Consider the following 14547-nt stretch of genomic DNA (forward strand, 5'->3'; position numbering starts at 1 on the left):
CCTCTCATAGACTATGAGTTTGATAGGCTCAAAGTGTAAGCGTGGTGACACGTTCAGCTTGCGAGTACTAATCGGTCGAGGGCTTTTCCTATTTGCTTCTTGTTCTTCGCCTCGCATTACGCTTTATTCATTTCAAAACTTTTCAAAAAAATTGAAGAAATCGCTTGACAAATCCTTTTAAATGTGATATAATAGTTAAGCAGTTTGAAATGCACCATTAGCTCAGTTGGTAGAGCAACTGACTCTTAATCAGTGGGTCCTGGGTTCGAGTCCCCGATGGTGCACCAATTTTTTGGCCCGTTGGTCAAGCGGTTAAGACACCGGCCTCTCACGCCGGTAACACCAGTTCGATTCTGGTACGGGTCACTTAATATAGTCGGTGCTTATGGCAATGAGGTCACACCCGTTCCCATTCCGAACACGGAAGTTAAGCTCATTCACGTTGACGATACTTGGCTGGTGACGGCCCGGGAAACTAAATCAGTGCCGACATTATATATTCCTCCTTAGCTCAGTCGGTAGAGCACTCGGCTGTTAACCGAGTTGTCGCCCGTTCGAGCCGGGCAGGGGGAGCCAAAAGAGCGTCTGCAATAGCAGGCGCTTTTGTTATGCAAAATATAAGGCAGCCTAAAAGGCTGCCTTTTTCAATCGAATTTGCCCATACTTACCAGTTGGGCTGTGAACTTTTTGCAGTTAGGACAAAAGGTTATCGAGCCCCGGCTTTTCCGCAGTAGATTGGACCTGCAAGAGGGACATTCGTGTCGGAATTCAACTGAGAGGGTGAAGTCACTGTTATTGAGAGAAAGCTCCTTTGCCATTTGTACAGAGAAGCTGCGGCAGTCCATACACTGATAGAGGTCAGTGTCGCAGTTGATATAGACCTTGTCACGCTCATATTTCATCATATGCTGGATAGTTTCGCCGAATTTACCGTACAGGGCGGCACTTCTGAGTTCTTCCTCAGCTTCCTCCACGCGCCTGTTGTAGTTCCTTGCCATGTAGCTTCCGCCCACAAAGAACTCCTCCTCGTAGCCGCATTCCTCACATTTATATCTGTAAGATTTTCCCATTTTCACCGCCCCTTTCGCAGTTGCTTTATTTCATATTATCATAAAAAAATTAAAAAATCAAGTCCAAAGTGTTGACTTGCAAATTATTATGTGATAAAATATAGCTTACATTGGTTTTGACAGGTGATATCATGGAGATAAGGCATATAATGAAAAGCGATGATTTTCCCTCGGTCAGAGAGCTTTATTACAGAAGCTGGAAGTTCGCGTACGGGGATATTATCCCTATGGAGTGGATAGAAAGCCGTCCGAAGGATAAATGGGGCGGAAATATTACCGAGAACGGCAGGGCTGAAATAGGCGCCTTTGAGGATGGAAAAATCGTCGGCACAGCAAGCTTCGGCGCTTCACGCTGGGAGAAGTTCAGGGGATACGGCGAGATCGTTACGATATATCTTCTGCCCGAATATATCGGCAGGGGAGTCGGTTCTGATCTCATGGAGCGCTGTATATCGGAGCTGAAAGCTCAGGGCTACAGCAGTATACTGTTATGGGTGCTTGAGGAGAATACACGTGCAAGGCGCTTTTACGAAAAGCACGGATTCAAGCTCACAGAGGAGTACATGGACGACAATATCGGCGGCAGAGATGTGCGCGAGGTAATGTATACTCTGGATATTGAGTAAAAAGTCCTGAAAAGCCGTCGTTTGTGAACGAAGTATTAATGATAGATGCAGTTCGCGCTCGAAAAAGTACAGTTCGCGCAAAAGGTATTGAAATTTTACTACCGGTATGATAATATTATGTCAGTTGCTTGTGATGGGCAGCTATGAAGGCAGCAATATAGTTATTATTTGTACGTTTGTTGTTAAATAATGAATTCCAATTAAGCATAATCGAACTTCTTAAACTATGAATTTTCAGACTTACTTCATTATTTATTATTGAACTACGAGTTTTAACTTAAACATATCATATACTTATCCCCCCTTAACTATATTGCTTTCCTTTGCTCGCAGTCAAAAAGTGCAGCTCTTTCCCGAGCTGCACTTTTTATTTTTATTCGTTTGACGCCTGTGCAATGGATTCAACTCTGCCGAGACTTTTTATTGCGGGAAGAGCCGACAGAAGTGATATTACTATGTTAAGAGCGAGAGAGGCGATGACCACAGGCAGAATGACCGTCAGTGCTGTCGGTTTGGCAAGTTCATCAAGGCCGAAAATTATAAGGAATATGACAATGCCTATGAGAGTTCCCGATACAGCCGCAGTTGACGAGAACATTACAGTTTCAAGAAGTACGCTCCTGCGGAGCTGTTTCCTTGTCATACCCACGCTTCTGAGCATCATAAGCTCGCGGCTTCTGTTGAGAACGCTGGTGTTTACGGAGTTTATCATGGAGAGTATTCCCACCAGCCATATTGATATGAGGAATATGAGAACTATCTTGACTATAGCTTTTATGAACGTGCTCAGACCTGTGCTGTAGGCGAACATATTGTAAGCCAGACTATAGCTTTCGTTCTGCTCGAATTTGCTGAAGCACTTGAGGGCTTCTGCGTAGTGCTGAGGGCCGTTTACGGTAACTTTTATATCATAATAGATATTATATTCATAGGCGTTTTTAAGCGATAATATAAGCGAGTTGGAAGCATCTGCGGTTACGACCTTTCCTGTGACATGGAAGCTGTCATCGCCTGAAATTGTAGTGATGTCATAGCCTTTTTTCAGGTCGGTGTAGGACTTTTCGTATTTCTGTTTCGGGATTATGTGGCCTTCATCTTTATCGTATTCAATTTCATCGTAGCTGCCATAGATACTGCTGTTGTACAGGATACATTTTTTGTCGGTAAATTCATCATAGCTCATTCCCGTAATGGTATCGAGCTCCAGTTCCTTGTATTTTGTTTCGTCTACAGCATGGATGTGGATCATACCTATTGATTTTTCCTTTTTGCCCATATGCAGTTTTTCAGCCGCTATCCTGTCCGATCCGTCAACAGTGTTGAGCTTATCATTTCCGGATCCCTCGATCACGTATTTTGAGAATATTCCGGTATTGCTGAAGTATTTGTCCGCAGCTGCCGCAGGATCTTCCGAATCGCACACATATCCGTCTACCTGGTAGTCGACCATATCGTTGTACTTTATGTATTCCTTGAATTCGCCGTATACCAGCATGAGTATGAGCGAAGTAAGGGTGAACATGAGAACTCCGAGACCCATAGTGACAGTGGATATAACAAAGCGACCTTTTGCGACCATGATATTCTTCTTTGTGTATCTGCGTAAGAACTTCTTTGCGCTGAGGTAAAGCTTTGACTTTGCGGAGCGCTTTCTGCGTTTTTTACTGCGGGGCTTGCCGAAGTTGAGAGCCTCCGCAGGAGAGAGCTTTCTCGCCGCCCACATAGCCGAGGTATAGGCTGAGATGAATATGGCTATTACCACAAGGAAAGCGGCAAGGAAGAGGAAGAAGGGCTTTGCGGAGAACTCGAACATATCAAGTCCGCTTTTTCTGAGAGCCGTGAACGAGCCCTTGCAAAGGAAAAATGCGGTTATAATGCCGAGAGGGACTGCCGTTAGGCAGTAGAACACCGCTTCTATGAATACTACAGCCGCTACCTGCATTTTTGAGGCTCCGATGATACGCAGAGCCGCAAAGTGAGTGCTTCTCTCCTTGACAGCCATTTCAAAGGTGTTGTCGATAACAAAGCGTGAAATGAACCACGCTATCAGGAGCACCAGCAGCGCAGGTATGATGATAGTGAACATATTCTGATATATTGCATAGGGGCTTTTCAGTTCGAGCGCAAGGAGAAGCGAGTTTGTTTCAATGGGCATTTGGTAGAACTCAGTCAAATAATCATGTCCCAGATCGGTAAAGAGCATTTCTAACGCCTTGTCGTAGTCAAAATTGTCGATAAGGCGTATATACAGGTTAGAGCCGTAGTCTGTATAAAGTTCGGGATTGTTTTCTGTAAGCTCCTTAAAGCTGATATTTGATTCCGTTCCGTTCTTAATGCTAAAGCTTTCCGAACCTGCTTCCATATTATTAAAGGCGCCTATTTTGAATGTTACCTCCATAGGCTTGCCGTACTGTTTGTCCGTCCAGGGATAGTCCTGATATTTAATGCCCTTGTTGCCGAGTTTATATCCTATTGAGGCTTTGCGGGCTTTTTTCTGCAGTTCCTTGGAAAGCTCCCCGTAGCCCTTGTCTTCCTGAGTCAGCTCTGTGCCGTTCTGCTCTTTCAGCTCAGAGCGTATCTCTTTCATTACCTCTGTTTCTTCGTCAAAAACGGCGGATACTGGAGCGATAGTAAGAGTTACCGTATCTCCCACCCTGTAGCCCATATCCTTGAGGAAAGGCGGTGCCATAACGCCGTCGCCCGGCAGTACTTTATTGTTGTAGTTTCGGTTATACTTGTCTGTTAAGGCGTTATTTCCGTCCTTATCTATAACGCTGAGCGATCTTGCATTAAAGGTATTTGTTCCGTCCGATATCTCGAAAAAGTGCTGGCGGTACGCATTGTCGCCTTTCTGATGCTCGGAGAAGCGGACTCCATTATAGTTGTAGGAGAAATAGTCCGACACAACGGCATGGTGCTTTGCTATTTCAAGGTCATTGCTGTCGTCTATCCACGAGCTTATTTCAAGCTCCCACAGACCGTCCTCGTCAGCGGCGTAATTATAAAGGGTAGTGAAAAGGCTGCTGCTGTAAACGCACACGGTGGACAGTATGAATGCCGAAAGCATTATGCACATGAACGTCAGGAAAGTGCGGAGCCTTTGTCGGCGTATGTACTTGAACGAAAGCGAGATAAGATGTTTCATGTCCGCACCCCCTTATTCGGAAAGCACACCGTCTGATATGCGGCAGACGCGGTCCGCCTGAGTGGCGATGCTGCCGTCGTGAGTGATGAGTATAAGCGTCTGATCGTATTTCTTTATGGAGTTTTGGAGTATGGAGATTATCTCGCGGCTGTTTTTGCTGTCGAGATTTCCCGTAGGCTCGTCTGCGAGGATTATCTGCGGCTTGTGGATAAGAGCGCGCGCAAAGGAGACTCGCTGCTGCTGACCGCCCGAGAGCTCATGTGGGAAGTTCTGACGCTTCCTGTCAAGGCCTGTGAGCTCAAGGAGCTCGTTCAGGAAATCCATATCGGGAGAGGTGTTGTCGAGATTGAGGGGCAGGACTATGTTTTCCTCCACATTGAGCACGGGGATAAGGTTGTAGGACTGGAAAATAAAGCCGATGTTCTTGCGGCGGTAAGCCGAGAGACCCTTGTCGTCGAGGTTTGTTATCTCCCTGCCGCAGGCGGTTATCTTACCGCTTGTGGGGCGGTCGAGAGAGCCGAGGCAGTTGAGGAGAGTGGTCTTTCCGCTGCCGCTTTCGCCTGTTATAGCTACAAATTCGCCTTTTTTCACTTCAAGGTCTACGTTGTTGAGCGCGTATATCATGTTCTCGCCCTCGCCGTACTGCTTAACGAGTTTTTCGGTTTTGATGATAATATTGTTGTCCATAAAACAGACCTCCGTTCCTTAGTTTACTATAGTTTAACACCCTAATCTTACAGTAACGTTACAATAGCGAAAAAATTTCTGACGGTTGCATTTTTTTCTGCTGTATGTTAAAATAAGAAAAAAAGCCGAGGTGAAACATGAATACTATACTTCTTGCAGAGGACGATGAGACCCTCAACAATAACATAAAGATCGCTCTTGAATCCGAGGGCTACAGCGTTAAGGCAGTCCGCACGGCTGCTGCCGCAGAAGCCGCAGCTCCCCACGCTGACCTTATAATACTTGACGTCATGCTCCCTGACGGGAACGGTATCGAGCTTTGCAAAAGGCTGAGAAAAAAGGTGAATACTCCCGTTATCTTCCTCACCTCCTGCGACGATGAAGCCGATATAGTGCGAGGTCTCGACAGCGGCGGCGACGACTATATAACCAAGCCATTCCGCCTGAGAGAGCTTTTTTCGCGTATACGTGCCAATCTCAGGCGTATACCCGATGTTCCCGAAATGGAGCTCACGGCTGTGGAGCAGAAGCTCCTCGGTTATCTCATGCAGAACCGCGAGCAGTACCTCACACGCGACCAGATACTCGAATACCTGTGGGACTCAAAGGGGATTTTCGTCAATGACAATACTCTTTCCGTCAATATAAGCCGCCTGCGCGAAAAGCTGAGCAAGTCGGCAGGCTGCGGCAGGATAGTGACCAAGAGAGGAATGGGCTATAAATGGACAGATTCATAAGCAACCGTGCTCCGCGGCGGCTTCTGCTCATTTTTCTGATAATGCTTGCGCTTTCGTGCGGTATCTCGTATTTTTCAGCAAAAAAATGCGCTGATATCATCGTTTCGGAGCAGATAAAAGCGGAGCTCTCCGCTGTGGGCGGCGGAAAATTCACGGGAGCTCCCGAGGAAAGCTCGGTCGCGGAGGGCGAGGCGATACTGGAAAAATACAGCATTTCGAGGGAACTGCCTCCTGCCGCAATGCACAGCTACGGAATGGTCAGAAAGACAGTGTTTTCACTGATGTTCGGGCTTCTTGCAGGAGTCTCGTTACTGTGGTTCGTGATATCTGTGCGCGAGGTGATGGCTATTTTCCGCGACCTTGAAAAGCTGCGGAATGACTGTATAAAGGCTGCTTACGACACGCAGACCGCTATCACTCTTTACGGCGAGGATCTGGGAACTGTTCACAGAGTGTGCGAAAGCGCGGAAAAGCTGGTGGAATGCATGAGGAATACGAGTTTCAAGCTCAGCAGGGAGCAGGAGTTCCTGCGGAATTTCCTCACAGACCTTTCTCATCAGATAAAAACGGCTCTTGCGGTGGTACGCCTGAATACGGATATGCTCAGCGAGCTTGACGACCTCCCTGCGGAGCGCCGCGACAAGCTCTCGGACGAGGTACAGCTGAACCTTGACGGCATGGAGAGCCTTGTTATCGAGGCGATTAAGCTTGCAAAGCTCGATACGAATACGGTGGAATACCGAATGGAGGTACACCGCATTTCTGACGTTTTCGCCCTTGCGGTAAAGCGTATATCGCCGCTCCTCAGGAAGCGGAATATCAGGATAAATGCAGAACTCCCCGAGGATATAAGCCTTGTCTGCGACAAGGGGTGGCTGTGCGAGGCTATTGAGAATATCATCAAGAACTCCGCAGACCACTCGGAATGTACGGAAATAACTGCGGAGCTCACGAAAAATCCGATAATGACAACTCTTGCGATCTCCGACAACGGCAAGGGTATCCCACAGGAGGAGATACCGAAGCTTTTTGACCGTTTTTCCAAAAAATCGCAGGACAGCTCAATGTACAGTTCGGGACTTGGTATGTCTATCGCGCAGAAGATAGTCCGCGGCAATAACGGCGAGATATTTGTGTACTCAGAGGTAGGAAAGGGTACCCGTTTCGAGTTCGTTTTCATCACGAGCGGCAGTTCGGGGCGTTAACTGCGATACTTATTATGAATCAAAAAAGCTGTACCGCAATAGCAGTACAGCTTTTTTCCGTATGTACAAAAATCAGCAATAGTAAATTGAACCGTCCTCGATGCTCTGGAGAACACTTGCACAGAGCTCTTTCCACTGTGCAACCTCTGCCTCGTCGTAGGAGATGACCTTCTTAGCCCATGTGCTGCAGTGTGCACAAGCGTTAGGAGCAGTCTGACCCTCTTCGAGGATATCGTTTACACAGAGTGACTTGGAGCAGTTATTGTTGTTGATGAAGTGCTCAAGGAAGCCGTCGAGCTTCTTGTTATCAACGTAGAGCTTAGGAAGGTGCATAGTTCTTCCGTACTTCATCATTGACTCGGGCTTGAGTCTCTCAGCCCATCTCATAATAGGAGCTCCTGGAGGAGGACCTATCGGAGGCTGACCGTCAGCGCTGCCAGCAGCCCAGGGTGGAGGACCGCCTGCGCCTGTAGCCCAGGGTGGAGGACCACCTGCACCGGTTGCCCAGGGTGGAGGACCGCCTGCGCCTGTAGCCCAGGGTGGAGGACCGCCTGCACCAGTTGCCCAGGGTGGAGGACCACCTGCGCCTGTAGCCCAGGGTGGAGGACCACCTGCGCCCATAGGAGGCACACCTGCGGGAGGTGCAGTGATACCATGTGCCTTTGCCCATTCCTCAGGTTCGCCGGGTCTTGGAGGTCTGCCTTCCATTACCCACGGAGGAGGACCGCCTGCGTTTTGAGCAGCAGGAGCTGCGCCTGCAGGTGCTACCTGTGCCTGTGCAGCAGCTGCTGCCTCAGGGTTGGAGTTAGGATCCTTCTGGTCGGGGCGTGTAGCGATAGTCTTAGCCTGCGGCCAGTTTACGATATCGAGAAGATTTCCGTCGTAGGACTCTTCCATATAGCCCTTTACGACATTGTGGAGGAAATCTGTGGTTCTTGTTCTGTCAATAAGCTTGATGGAGAAGTGCTTGTTGCCTGTCTCCTCTGCAAGCTCTCTGTAATAGTGAACGTCCTCAGGACGGATGAATTCAGCTGTAAGTATAGCAGCAGGGTGTGTTACCTTCTTGTATGCACAGTTTACGAGTGAGTAGTCCATAGAGAACTTATCGGGGTCTGAGTGACCAACGAAGCAGCCGTGTGCAAGACGGAAAGGACATTCTCTCAGGCACAGGTTGTTAGCGATGACACGGAGATGAAGGTCTGTGTCCTTATACTGTGTGAGGAGCTGTCTGAGAAGGTCGAATCTTCTGTTGAAGCCGTGGTCGAGAGTGATCTCGTCAACGCCCCAGTTGCGCCAGTATTCGATGTGCTGTATAGTAGTCGGGTAAGCGTAAAGACCGAGAGTAACGAAAGCGTCCTTGAATTCTCTCTTTACGTACTTGATGAGGATAGGGGAATTGAGCGTGAAAGCCTTGATACCCATATCGTACATTGTGTGGATGAACTCACGTATCTTCTTACCCATATCAGGATCGAGCTCGTTCTGATCCATCGAAAGAGGATTGATAAGGTAATTGAACGTGATATCGCGCTTCTGACATTCCTTTACGTAATCAGCGAGCTGATCCATATTAAAGTCAGGAATGATGGAAGCTGTACGGCCTCCCGGAAGACCGTCGTGCTTGAGCTTTCCGAAGAAGCTCGTGATGGCGTGCTTCTTGTCATACTGATCGACGAAATCGAACAGCTTGTAATCGAAGTTACAGCCAAGATCGAAGGATATAGAATCCTGATTCATGTTTTACACATCTCCCTAATAATTTTCTCAGGAACTATACACTTACAATATCTGGTTTTTGGTATGCGCGGAAGGGCGCTTTTATAGTATCAATTATTTGATTTTTGTGCGAAAGATCCCCTTTTTCGGTTTTCTGATCTATTTTAGTCCCATACTAAAATTATATCATCTATTTGTGATACTGTCAATTAATCTTATGCAACTTATTGGGAGAACTTGGGCTCGATTTTTTGGCAATAATAGCCAATCGACGGCATGATTTATTGTTACATACATGAACTAATAGTGGTTTTGTACGGTATAAGTGGAATAAAGCTTTGTGAATAAAAGCTCAAAAAAGAAACATATTTTCTTTTTAGTATCCCTTGACATTGTACAGGGACAGTAGTATAATAAAAACAGAACAGATGTTCGATGGGAGGCAGCTATGGAAAAAATATATATCGCTATCGATCTTAAATCATTTTACGCTTCCGTGGAATGCGTGGAAAGAAAGCTCGACCCTCTCGACGCCAACCTTGTTGTTGCTGACAGGAGCCGAACCGAAAAGACTATATGTCTCGCTGTATCTCCGCCGCTGAAAGCCTGCGGTGTCCCCGGGAGACCGAGACTTTTTGAGGTCATTGCAAAAACTGAGGAGCTGAACGCTCAGCGGAGATACAAAGCGCCGCGGAGACAGTTCAGAGGGGAGTCCTGCATAGCCAGCGAGCTTGAAGCAGACCCGTCGCTGAAGCTGTCCTATGTAGTGGCAGCTCCGCGAATGGCGCTATATATCGAATACAGTACGCGGATATATCAGATATACCTGAAATATATAGCTCCCGAGGATATCCATGTGTACTCAATAGACGAGGTGTTCATGGACGTTACGGGCTATCTGAAGACCTACGGCATGACTGCGCGGGAGCTTGCCATGACAATGATAGGCGACGTGCTGAAAAACACTGGGATAACGGCTACCGCAGGCATCGGGACCAACCTTTACCTGTGCAAGATAGCTATGGATATCGTCGCTAAGAAAATGCCTGCCGATAAGGACGGAGTGCGTATCGCGGAGCTTGACGAGATGTCATACCGCCGCCTTATGTGGTCTCACCGTCCGCTTACGGACTTCTGGCGTGTGGGGCGCGGCTACGCGCAGAAGCTGGAGCGCTGCGGCTTGTTCACTATGGGCGATATCGCCCGTATGTCCACATCGGAGTTCGGAGAAAGGACGCTGTACAAGATGTTCGGCGTGAACGCGGAGCTCCTCATAGACCATGCGTGGGGCTGGGAGCCCTGTACTATCGCCGATATCAAAAGCTATCGCCCAGAGACTAACAGCATGAGCTCGGGACAGGTCCTTCAGGAGGCGACTCCCTGTGAGACCGCAAGGCTGATAACATGGGAAATGGCGGATATGATGTCCCTTGACCTTGTGCGGAAGGGCATGGTCACGGATCAGCTCACACTCACTATAGGCTATGACGTCGAGAACCTCCGCAGAGACGATATATTGCAGAATTACAAGGGCAGGGTAGTCCTTGACCGCTACGGGAGACCTGTTCCCGTACATTCCCACGGAACGGTAAATCTCAAAGCTCCGGTGTCGTCCTCAAGGCTCATCACTGAGGCTGCTATGGAGCTCTTTGACCGTATCGCGGACAGGGAGCTGCTGGTACGCAGGCTGACTATATGCGCCAACAGGATAGTTCCTGCGGAGTCGCTCCGCGAGGAGGAGCAGCAGCTTGACTTCTTCACCGATTTTGAAGAGGAGGAACGCCGCAGAAGCGCGGAAAAAGAGGAGCTTCTCCGCGAGAAGAGCCTGCAGCTCGCCATGCTGAAAATGAAGGAGCGCTACGGCAAGAACGCGGTGCTACGCGGAGCAAACCTCTGCGACGGAGCGACTGCCCGTTCACGCAATAGGCAGATAGGGGGACACAGGGCGTGAATATACCGCAGGATAGGAGGAATTCACCATGCCGGACGATTACAGCGATATCATAAACGAGTCCCACCATGTCTCGCAGAGCAGACCTCATCTGCCGCAGAGCAGCCGTGCGGCGCAGTTCGCGTCATTTGCGGCTCTTACGGGCTACGAGGACGCTATTGACGAGACCGCAAGGCTTACGGACGAAAAACCCGGGCTCTGCGAGGAAAAAGCAGCGGAGCTGAACGAAAAAATAAGGCTCCTCGGTGAACATATCGCCGAAGAGCCTTACTGTGAGGTGACGTATTTTGCTGCCGACAAGCACAAGAGCGGCGGAAGCTTAGTCACTGTGTCGGGGAAAGTCCGATTTATCGAGGAAGCCACGGGGCAGCTGGCGTTCTGCGGCGGGCTTCGTGTACCGCTTGGGGATATAGTGGGGATAGTTCTCATAAAAGAGCAAACAGCCCTACCCCTGCCCAAAGAGATAAGACTGTTCTGATTTGCCCTCTTACAAAAGAAGGATAGCAGAAAAGGAATTAACAGCAATATATCACAAAGACCGCCTATAGTCTTTGTAAATGTCCGGTACGATCTCTGAGTGATACTGTATTTTCCGCGCGTCCCGAGCTATCCCATCAGGAACTGCGGAACAGCAAACCCGAATGCAGGTAAGGGGAGTAATGTGCAGAGTCTCCCCGCCTGCGGGTCTGTTGACTTGGATGATCCGCACCCTTAACGTCAGGATGCGGCCGGAACTGCGGCAAACGGGAAGAAAGCCGCATATTCGGCAGCTTTGCAGCTGCATATTATATAAAATCGTCTCTGTAACTTGAAATTAAAACCGACGGGGACAAAGACAGACGGGAGAGGGGCCGTCTGCCCTTGTGCAATAAAATGCCGAGCCTCGCCGTAATTGAAGCCTTTACACTTCCGCTGCCGGAAGCGTGCGTGAAGCTTCATCAGGGTAAGCATATTTATACACAGGGGAGCTTTTCGCGGTAAACTCCCATGCGAAGCGGATCTCTGCCTGTTCGGGCAAAGCCCTGACAGCAGAAATAAAAAACTCTCCAAAGGACTTGTGGAAACACCGACCGTTTTTATGGGATCTGTGTATATGGGAGGGGTAACAGTTCCGGAAGCCGAACGTTTCCACCTCTGCCCTTAAGAGTTGATCTGCTTGAATACAGACTTTGCCGCAGGCAGTCGGGCAAGCGCCCTAAAACTGCGGTGAAGTCTGTCATTGCTGACATTATTCAATTTTATCACTCCAAATTTCAATATCCCTTGCGCCTGCCCGCACTAATTGCGGAACCGTTGTAAGCAATCCGCTATTGCTTTATCTTTATTATAAATAATATGTGAATTGATAACAACCGATAAAATAAATATTAGGTGGACAAAATGAAGAACTTGACCAAAAAATCCCCGTACTGCCCAAATATTGCGGCAAATACGGGGATTTCCAACATTACAAAATGCTTCGTTTCAGCACGATCGGTTATAGAAAATCATTAAGCTTTTTTCATGTACGTACAACCTGAAAGCTATGCGTCAGTCAGCTCTGTTTCCCTCCTCGGAGCATATGCGCGGTAAGAATAGTTTATGGCAACATATCTCGGAGCTCCGTCCTCTGTGGAGATAAGGCAGTATTGCCTGATATCACGGTCTCCGTAGGCATAGGCCTTGTACGGGACAGGGTAGCTGTCTTCGTAGATGCAGGGTTCGTCGGAGTAGTCCGTATCATAGTCCTTTTCTCCCGTCAGGGTGTAGTATGTGCCATTTACGTAGAAGTTCTGCGGCACAGGCGAAATGTAAGTTGTTGTTTCGGGAGGTACTGCCGTAGTTGTAATTACATATGTCGTCGTGGATACTACAGGAGGCCTGTACGATGTGGTCGTTAAAACAGGCGGGCTGGAGGTCGTGGATGTTATTACCCGCGTCGTATACGTGGAAGTTGTTAAGACCCATGTTGCAGATGTCGTTGTGTGGAAGTAGGTCGTTGTATACGGCAGATTTGTCCTGCGCGTCGTGGTAGTGGTCGGAGTTACAGGTGATACCGTTGAAGTCCTTCTGGTAGTTGTCCGAACAGAAGTTGTTCTTGTGGTGGTAGTACGTGCCGTAGTTGTCCTTGAAGTTGTTGTAGTACGCCTTGTTGTCTGTACATCTGAGGACGCCGTAGTTCGCGGTGCTGTTGAAGTTTCCGTAACTGTCGGGTTTTCAGCAGTTGTTGCGTCGGTACTGCCGTTATCGGCAGTTGTCCCGGCGGTCGTCTGAGAAGAAGCCGCAGAAGTCGTAACAGCTGTGGTTTTTGACGTTGTATTCTTTGATGTTTTTGCGGAAGTTGTCGTTTTTGTGCCTGATGATGCTGTGATCGCGGTACCTGAGGTGGTAGTTGTGATAGTTTCCGTAACGATTGACGGATCGCTGATCGTCGGCGGCAGCTCGGGGCTGAGCTTGTTCATGCGCCATATGCCGAAGCATACGACTATCATGACGCAGCAGCTGAGAGCGAGAGCGGAACGCTTGATGAATAATGACTTCTTTCTTTCCTTTTCCTTCAGATATTCTTCTCGGCGCTGAAAAACACTGTTTGCTACATCTCTATAGTTTTTCATACTCAAAGCCCTCCTTTTCAAGCTTTGATCTCAGCGCGAGCTTGGCTCTGTACAGGAGATTTTCTATCTGCCGTCTGCTTTTTTTCATGACAGCGGCAGTCTCGGCGTTGCTCAGCTCCTCGAAGAAGGTGAGATACAGAACTTGTCTGTAATCCGAGCAAAGAGTCTCCATAGCCCTGTGAAGCGAGATCTTTTGTTCTTCACGAAGGTAATCCTGTTCTATATTGCGCTCGTCGGAGATATCATAGTGATCCTCCAGGGGAGTGTCGGAAATGCGCGAATTTTTACGCATAAAGTCGAGAGCAATATTTCGCCCGATGGTGTACAGCCATGTTTTGAAAGAGCATTTACCCGAAAATTTCGGTCTCTTTGCAGCGAGCTTGAAGAAGGTATCCTCCATGAGCTCCTCTGCAAGGCTGAGGTTGCTTGTAATGCCGTTAAGGTAGAGTATAAGTCCGTCCTTATGTACGCGGATAAGCTCCACCATAGCCTCGTCGTCGCCGTCGAGGTAACGGCGGTAGAGTATCGAACCGTTGTCCATGAGCGCCCCCTTTCTGACAGGATGCTCCCCTCTATATATTAGACGTTCGGGGAGCTGAAATCTCTCATGGTTTTAAAAGAAAATCTTATTTACATAATACATTAAAAATCTTACGCTGTCAAGGCGTTTTTACGCATTTTTATCTTAATAAAATCTAACTTTTCCGCTAAATACCGCCCCAAATGTTGCGGACTTGGAAAAATGCTGTGCGTTTTTTGCGTTTTTTGCGGCGAACCTTAAAAAATACAGCTTCCGTACATAAGTAATACAGCCGA

The 14547-nt window shown here is 48.2% G+C and carries 11 protein-coding genes, 3 tRNA genes and 2 rRNA genes; 10 read left to right on the plus strand and 6 right to left on the minus strand.

What is annotated here, in order from left to right; translation table 11 throughout:
* From IKW96_RS05405 to IKW96_RS05425, 5 genes are all read left to right on the plus strand, one after another.
* Positions 1-91, plus strand: a 23S ribosomal RNA gene (locus tag IKW96_RS05405); the annotation flags it as partial.
* 120 nt (positions 92-211) lie between these two features.
* Positions 212-287: transfer RNA gene (locus IKW96_RS05410), tRNA-Lys, on the plus strand.
* 7 nt (positions 288-294) lie between these two features.
* Positions 295-366: transfer RNA gene (locus IKW96_RS05415), tRNA-Glu, on the plus strand.
* A 9-nt stretch (positions 367-375) separates the two neighbouring features.
* Positions 376-492, plus strand: a 5S ribosomal RNA gene (gene rrf, locus IKW96_RS05420).
* 8 nt (positions 493-500) lie between these two features.
* Positions 501-576 (plus strand) — tRNA-Asn (locus tag IKW96_RS05425).
* Between the two features lie 68 nt (positions 577-644).
* On the opposite strand, the gene IKW96_RS05430 is transcribed toward IKW96_RS05425, so the two are convergent.
* Positions 645-1070 (minus strand): hypothetical protein, encoded by a 426-nt coding sequence (locus tag IKW96_RS05430; protein ID WP_296571345.1) that lies wholly within the window; start codon positions 1068-1070, stop codon positions 645-647.
* A gap of 149 nt (positions 1071-1219) precedes the next feature.
* Between IKW96_RS05430 and IKW96_RS05435 the strand changes: the two genes are divergently transcribed.
* Positions 1220-1696 carry a GNAT family N-acetyltransferase gene (locus IKW96_RS05435; protein ID WP_296571348.1) on the plus strand — a complete coding sequence of 159 codons (477 nt, stop codon included), beginning with the start codon at positions 1220-1222 and terminating at the stop codon, positions 1694-1696.
* A 373-nt stretch (positions 1697-2069) separates the two neighbouring features.
* On the opposite strand, the gene IKW96_RS05440 is transcribed toward IKW96_RS05435, so the two are convergent.
* Together IKW96_RS05440 and IKW96_RS05445 are read right to left on the minus strand one after the other, a co-directional pair.
* Positions 2070-4841 carry an ABC transporter permease gene (locus IKW96_RS05440; protein ID WP_296571351.1) on the minus strand — a complete coding sequence of 924 codons (2772 nt, stop codon included), beginning with the start codon at positions 4839-4841 and terminating at the stop codon, positions 2070-2072.
* Between the two features lie 12 nt (positions 4842-4853).
* Entirely contained in the window at positions 4854-5528 is a 675-nt protein-coding gene (locus IKW96_RS05445) for an ABC transporter ATP-binding protein (protein WP_296571354.1), read from the minus strand.
* Positions 5529-5665: 137 nt separating this feature from the next.
* On the opposite strand from IKW96_RS05445, the gene IKW96_RS05450 reads away from it, so the two are divergent.
* Together IKW96_RS05450 and IKW96_RS05455 are read left to right on the plus strand one after the other, a co-directional pair.
* On the plus strand, positions 5666-6265 hold the full coding sequence (locus IKW96_RS05450; protein ID WP_296571356.1) for a response regulator transcription factor: 600 nt from the start codon (positions 5666-5668) through the stop codon (positions 6263-6265).
* Positions 6250-7470 (plus strand): HAMP domain-containing sensor histidine kinase, encoded by a 1221-nt coding sequence (locus IKW96_RS05455; protein ID WP_296571359.1) that lies wholly within the window; start codon positions 6250-6252, stop codon positions 7468-7470. The genes IKW96_RS05450 and IKW96_RS05455 overlap by 16 nt, the downstream gene beginning before the upstream one ends.
* A 72-nt stretch (positions 7471-7542) precedes the next feature.
* On the opposite strand, the gene IKW96_RS05460 is transcribed toward IKW96_RS05455, so the two are convergent.
* Positions 7543-9207 carry a hypothetical protein gene (locus IKW96_RS05460; RefSeq protein ID WP_296571362.1) on the minus strand — a complete coding sequence of 555 codons (1665 nt, stop codon included), beginning with the start codon at positions 9205-9207 and terminating at the stop codon, positions 7543-7545.
* Positions 9208-9634: 427 nt separating this feature from the next.
* Between IKW96_RS05460 and IKW96_RS05465 the strand changes: the two genes are divergently transcribed.
* Together IKW96_RS05465 and IKW96_RS05470 are read left to right on the plus strand one after the other, a co-directional pair.
* The gene (locus IKW96_RS05465) at positions 9635-11137 is read left to right on the plus strand and encodes a DNA methylase (protein ID WP_296571365.1); all 1503 of its coding nucleotides are present in this window, start codon (positions 9635-9637) and stop codon (positions 11135-11137) included.
* Between the two features lie 28 nt (positions 11138-11165).
* The gene (locus tag IKW96_RS05470; RefSeq protein WP_296571368.1) at positions 11166-11615 is read left to right on the plus strand and encodes a hypothetical protein; all 450 of its coding nucleotides are present in this window, start codon (positions 11166-11168) and stop codon (positions 11613-11615) included.
* A 1045-nt stretch (positions 11616-12660) separates the two neighbouring features.
* Here the strand turns inward: IKW96_RS05470 and IKW96_RS05475 are convergent.
* Positions 12661-13731 carry a hypothetical protein gene (locus IKW96_RS05475; protein WP_296571371.1) on the minus strand — a complete coding sequence of 357 codons (1071 nt, stop codon included), beginning with the start codon at positions 13729-13731 and terminating at the stop codon, positions 12661-12663.
* Positions 13718-14272, minus strand: a complete 555-nt coding sequence (locus tag IKW96_RS05480) for an RNA polymerase sigma factor (protein WP_296571374.1) — start codon at positions 14270-14272, stop codon at positions 13718-13720. The genes IKW96_RS05475 and IKW96_RS05480 overlap by 14 nt, the downstream gene beginning before the upstream one ends.
* Between the last annotated feature and the right edge of the window lie 275 nt (positions 14273-14547).

This window comes from Ruminococcus sp. (assembly GCF_017549005.1).
GTDB lineage: Bacteria > Bacillota > Clostridia > Oscillospirales > Ruminococcaceae > Ruminococcus.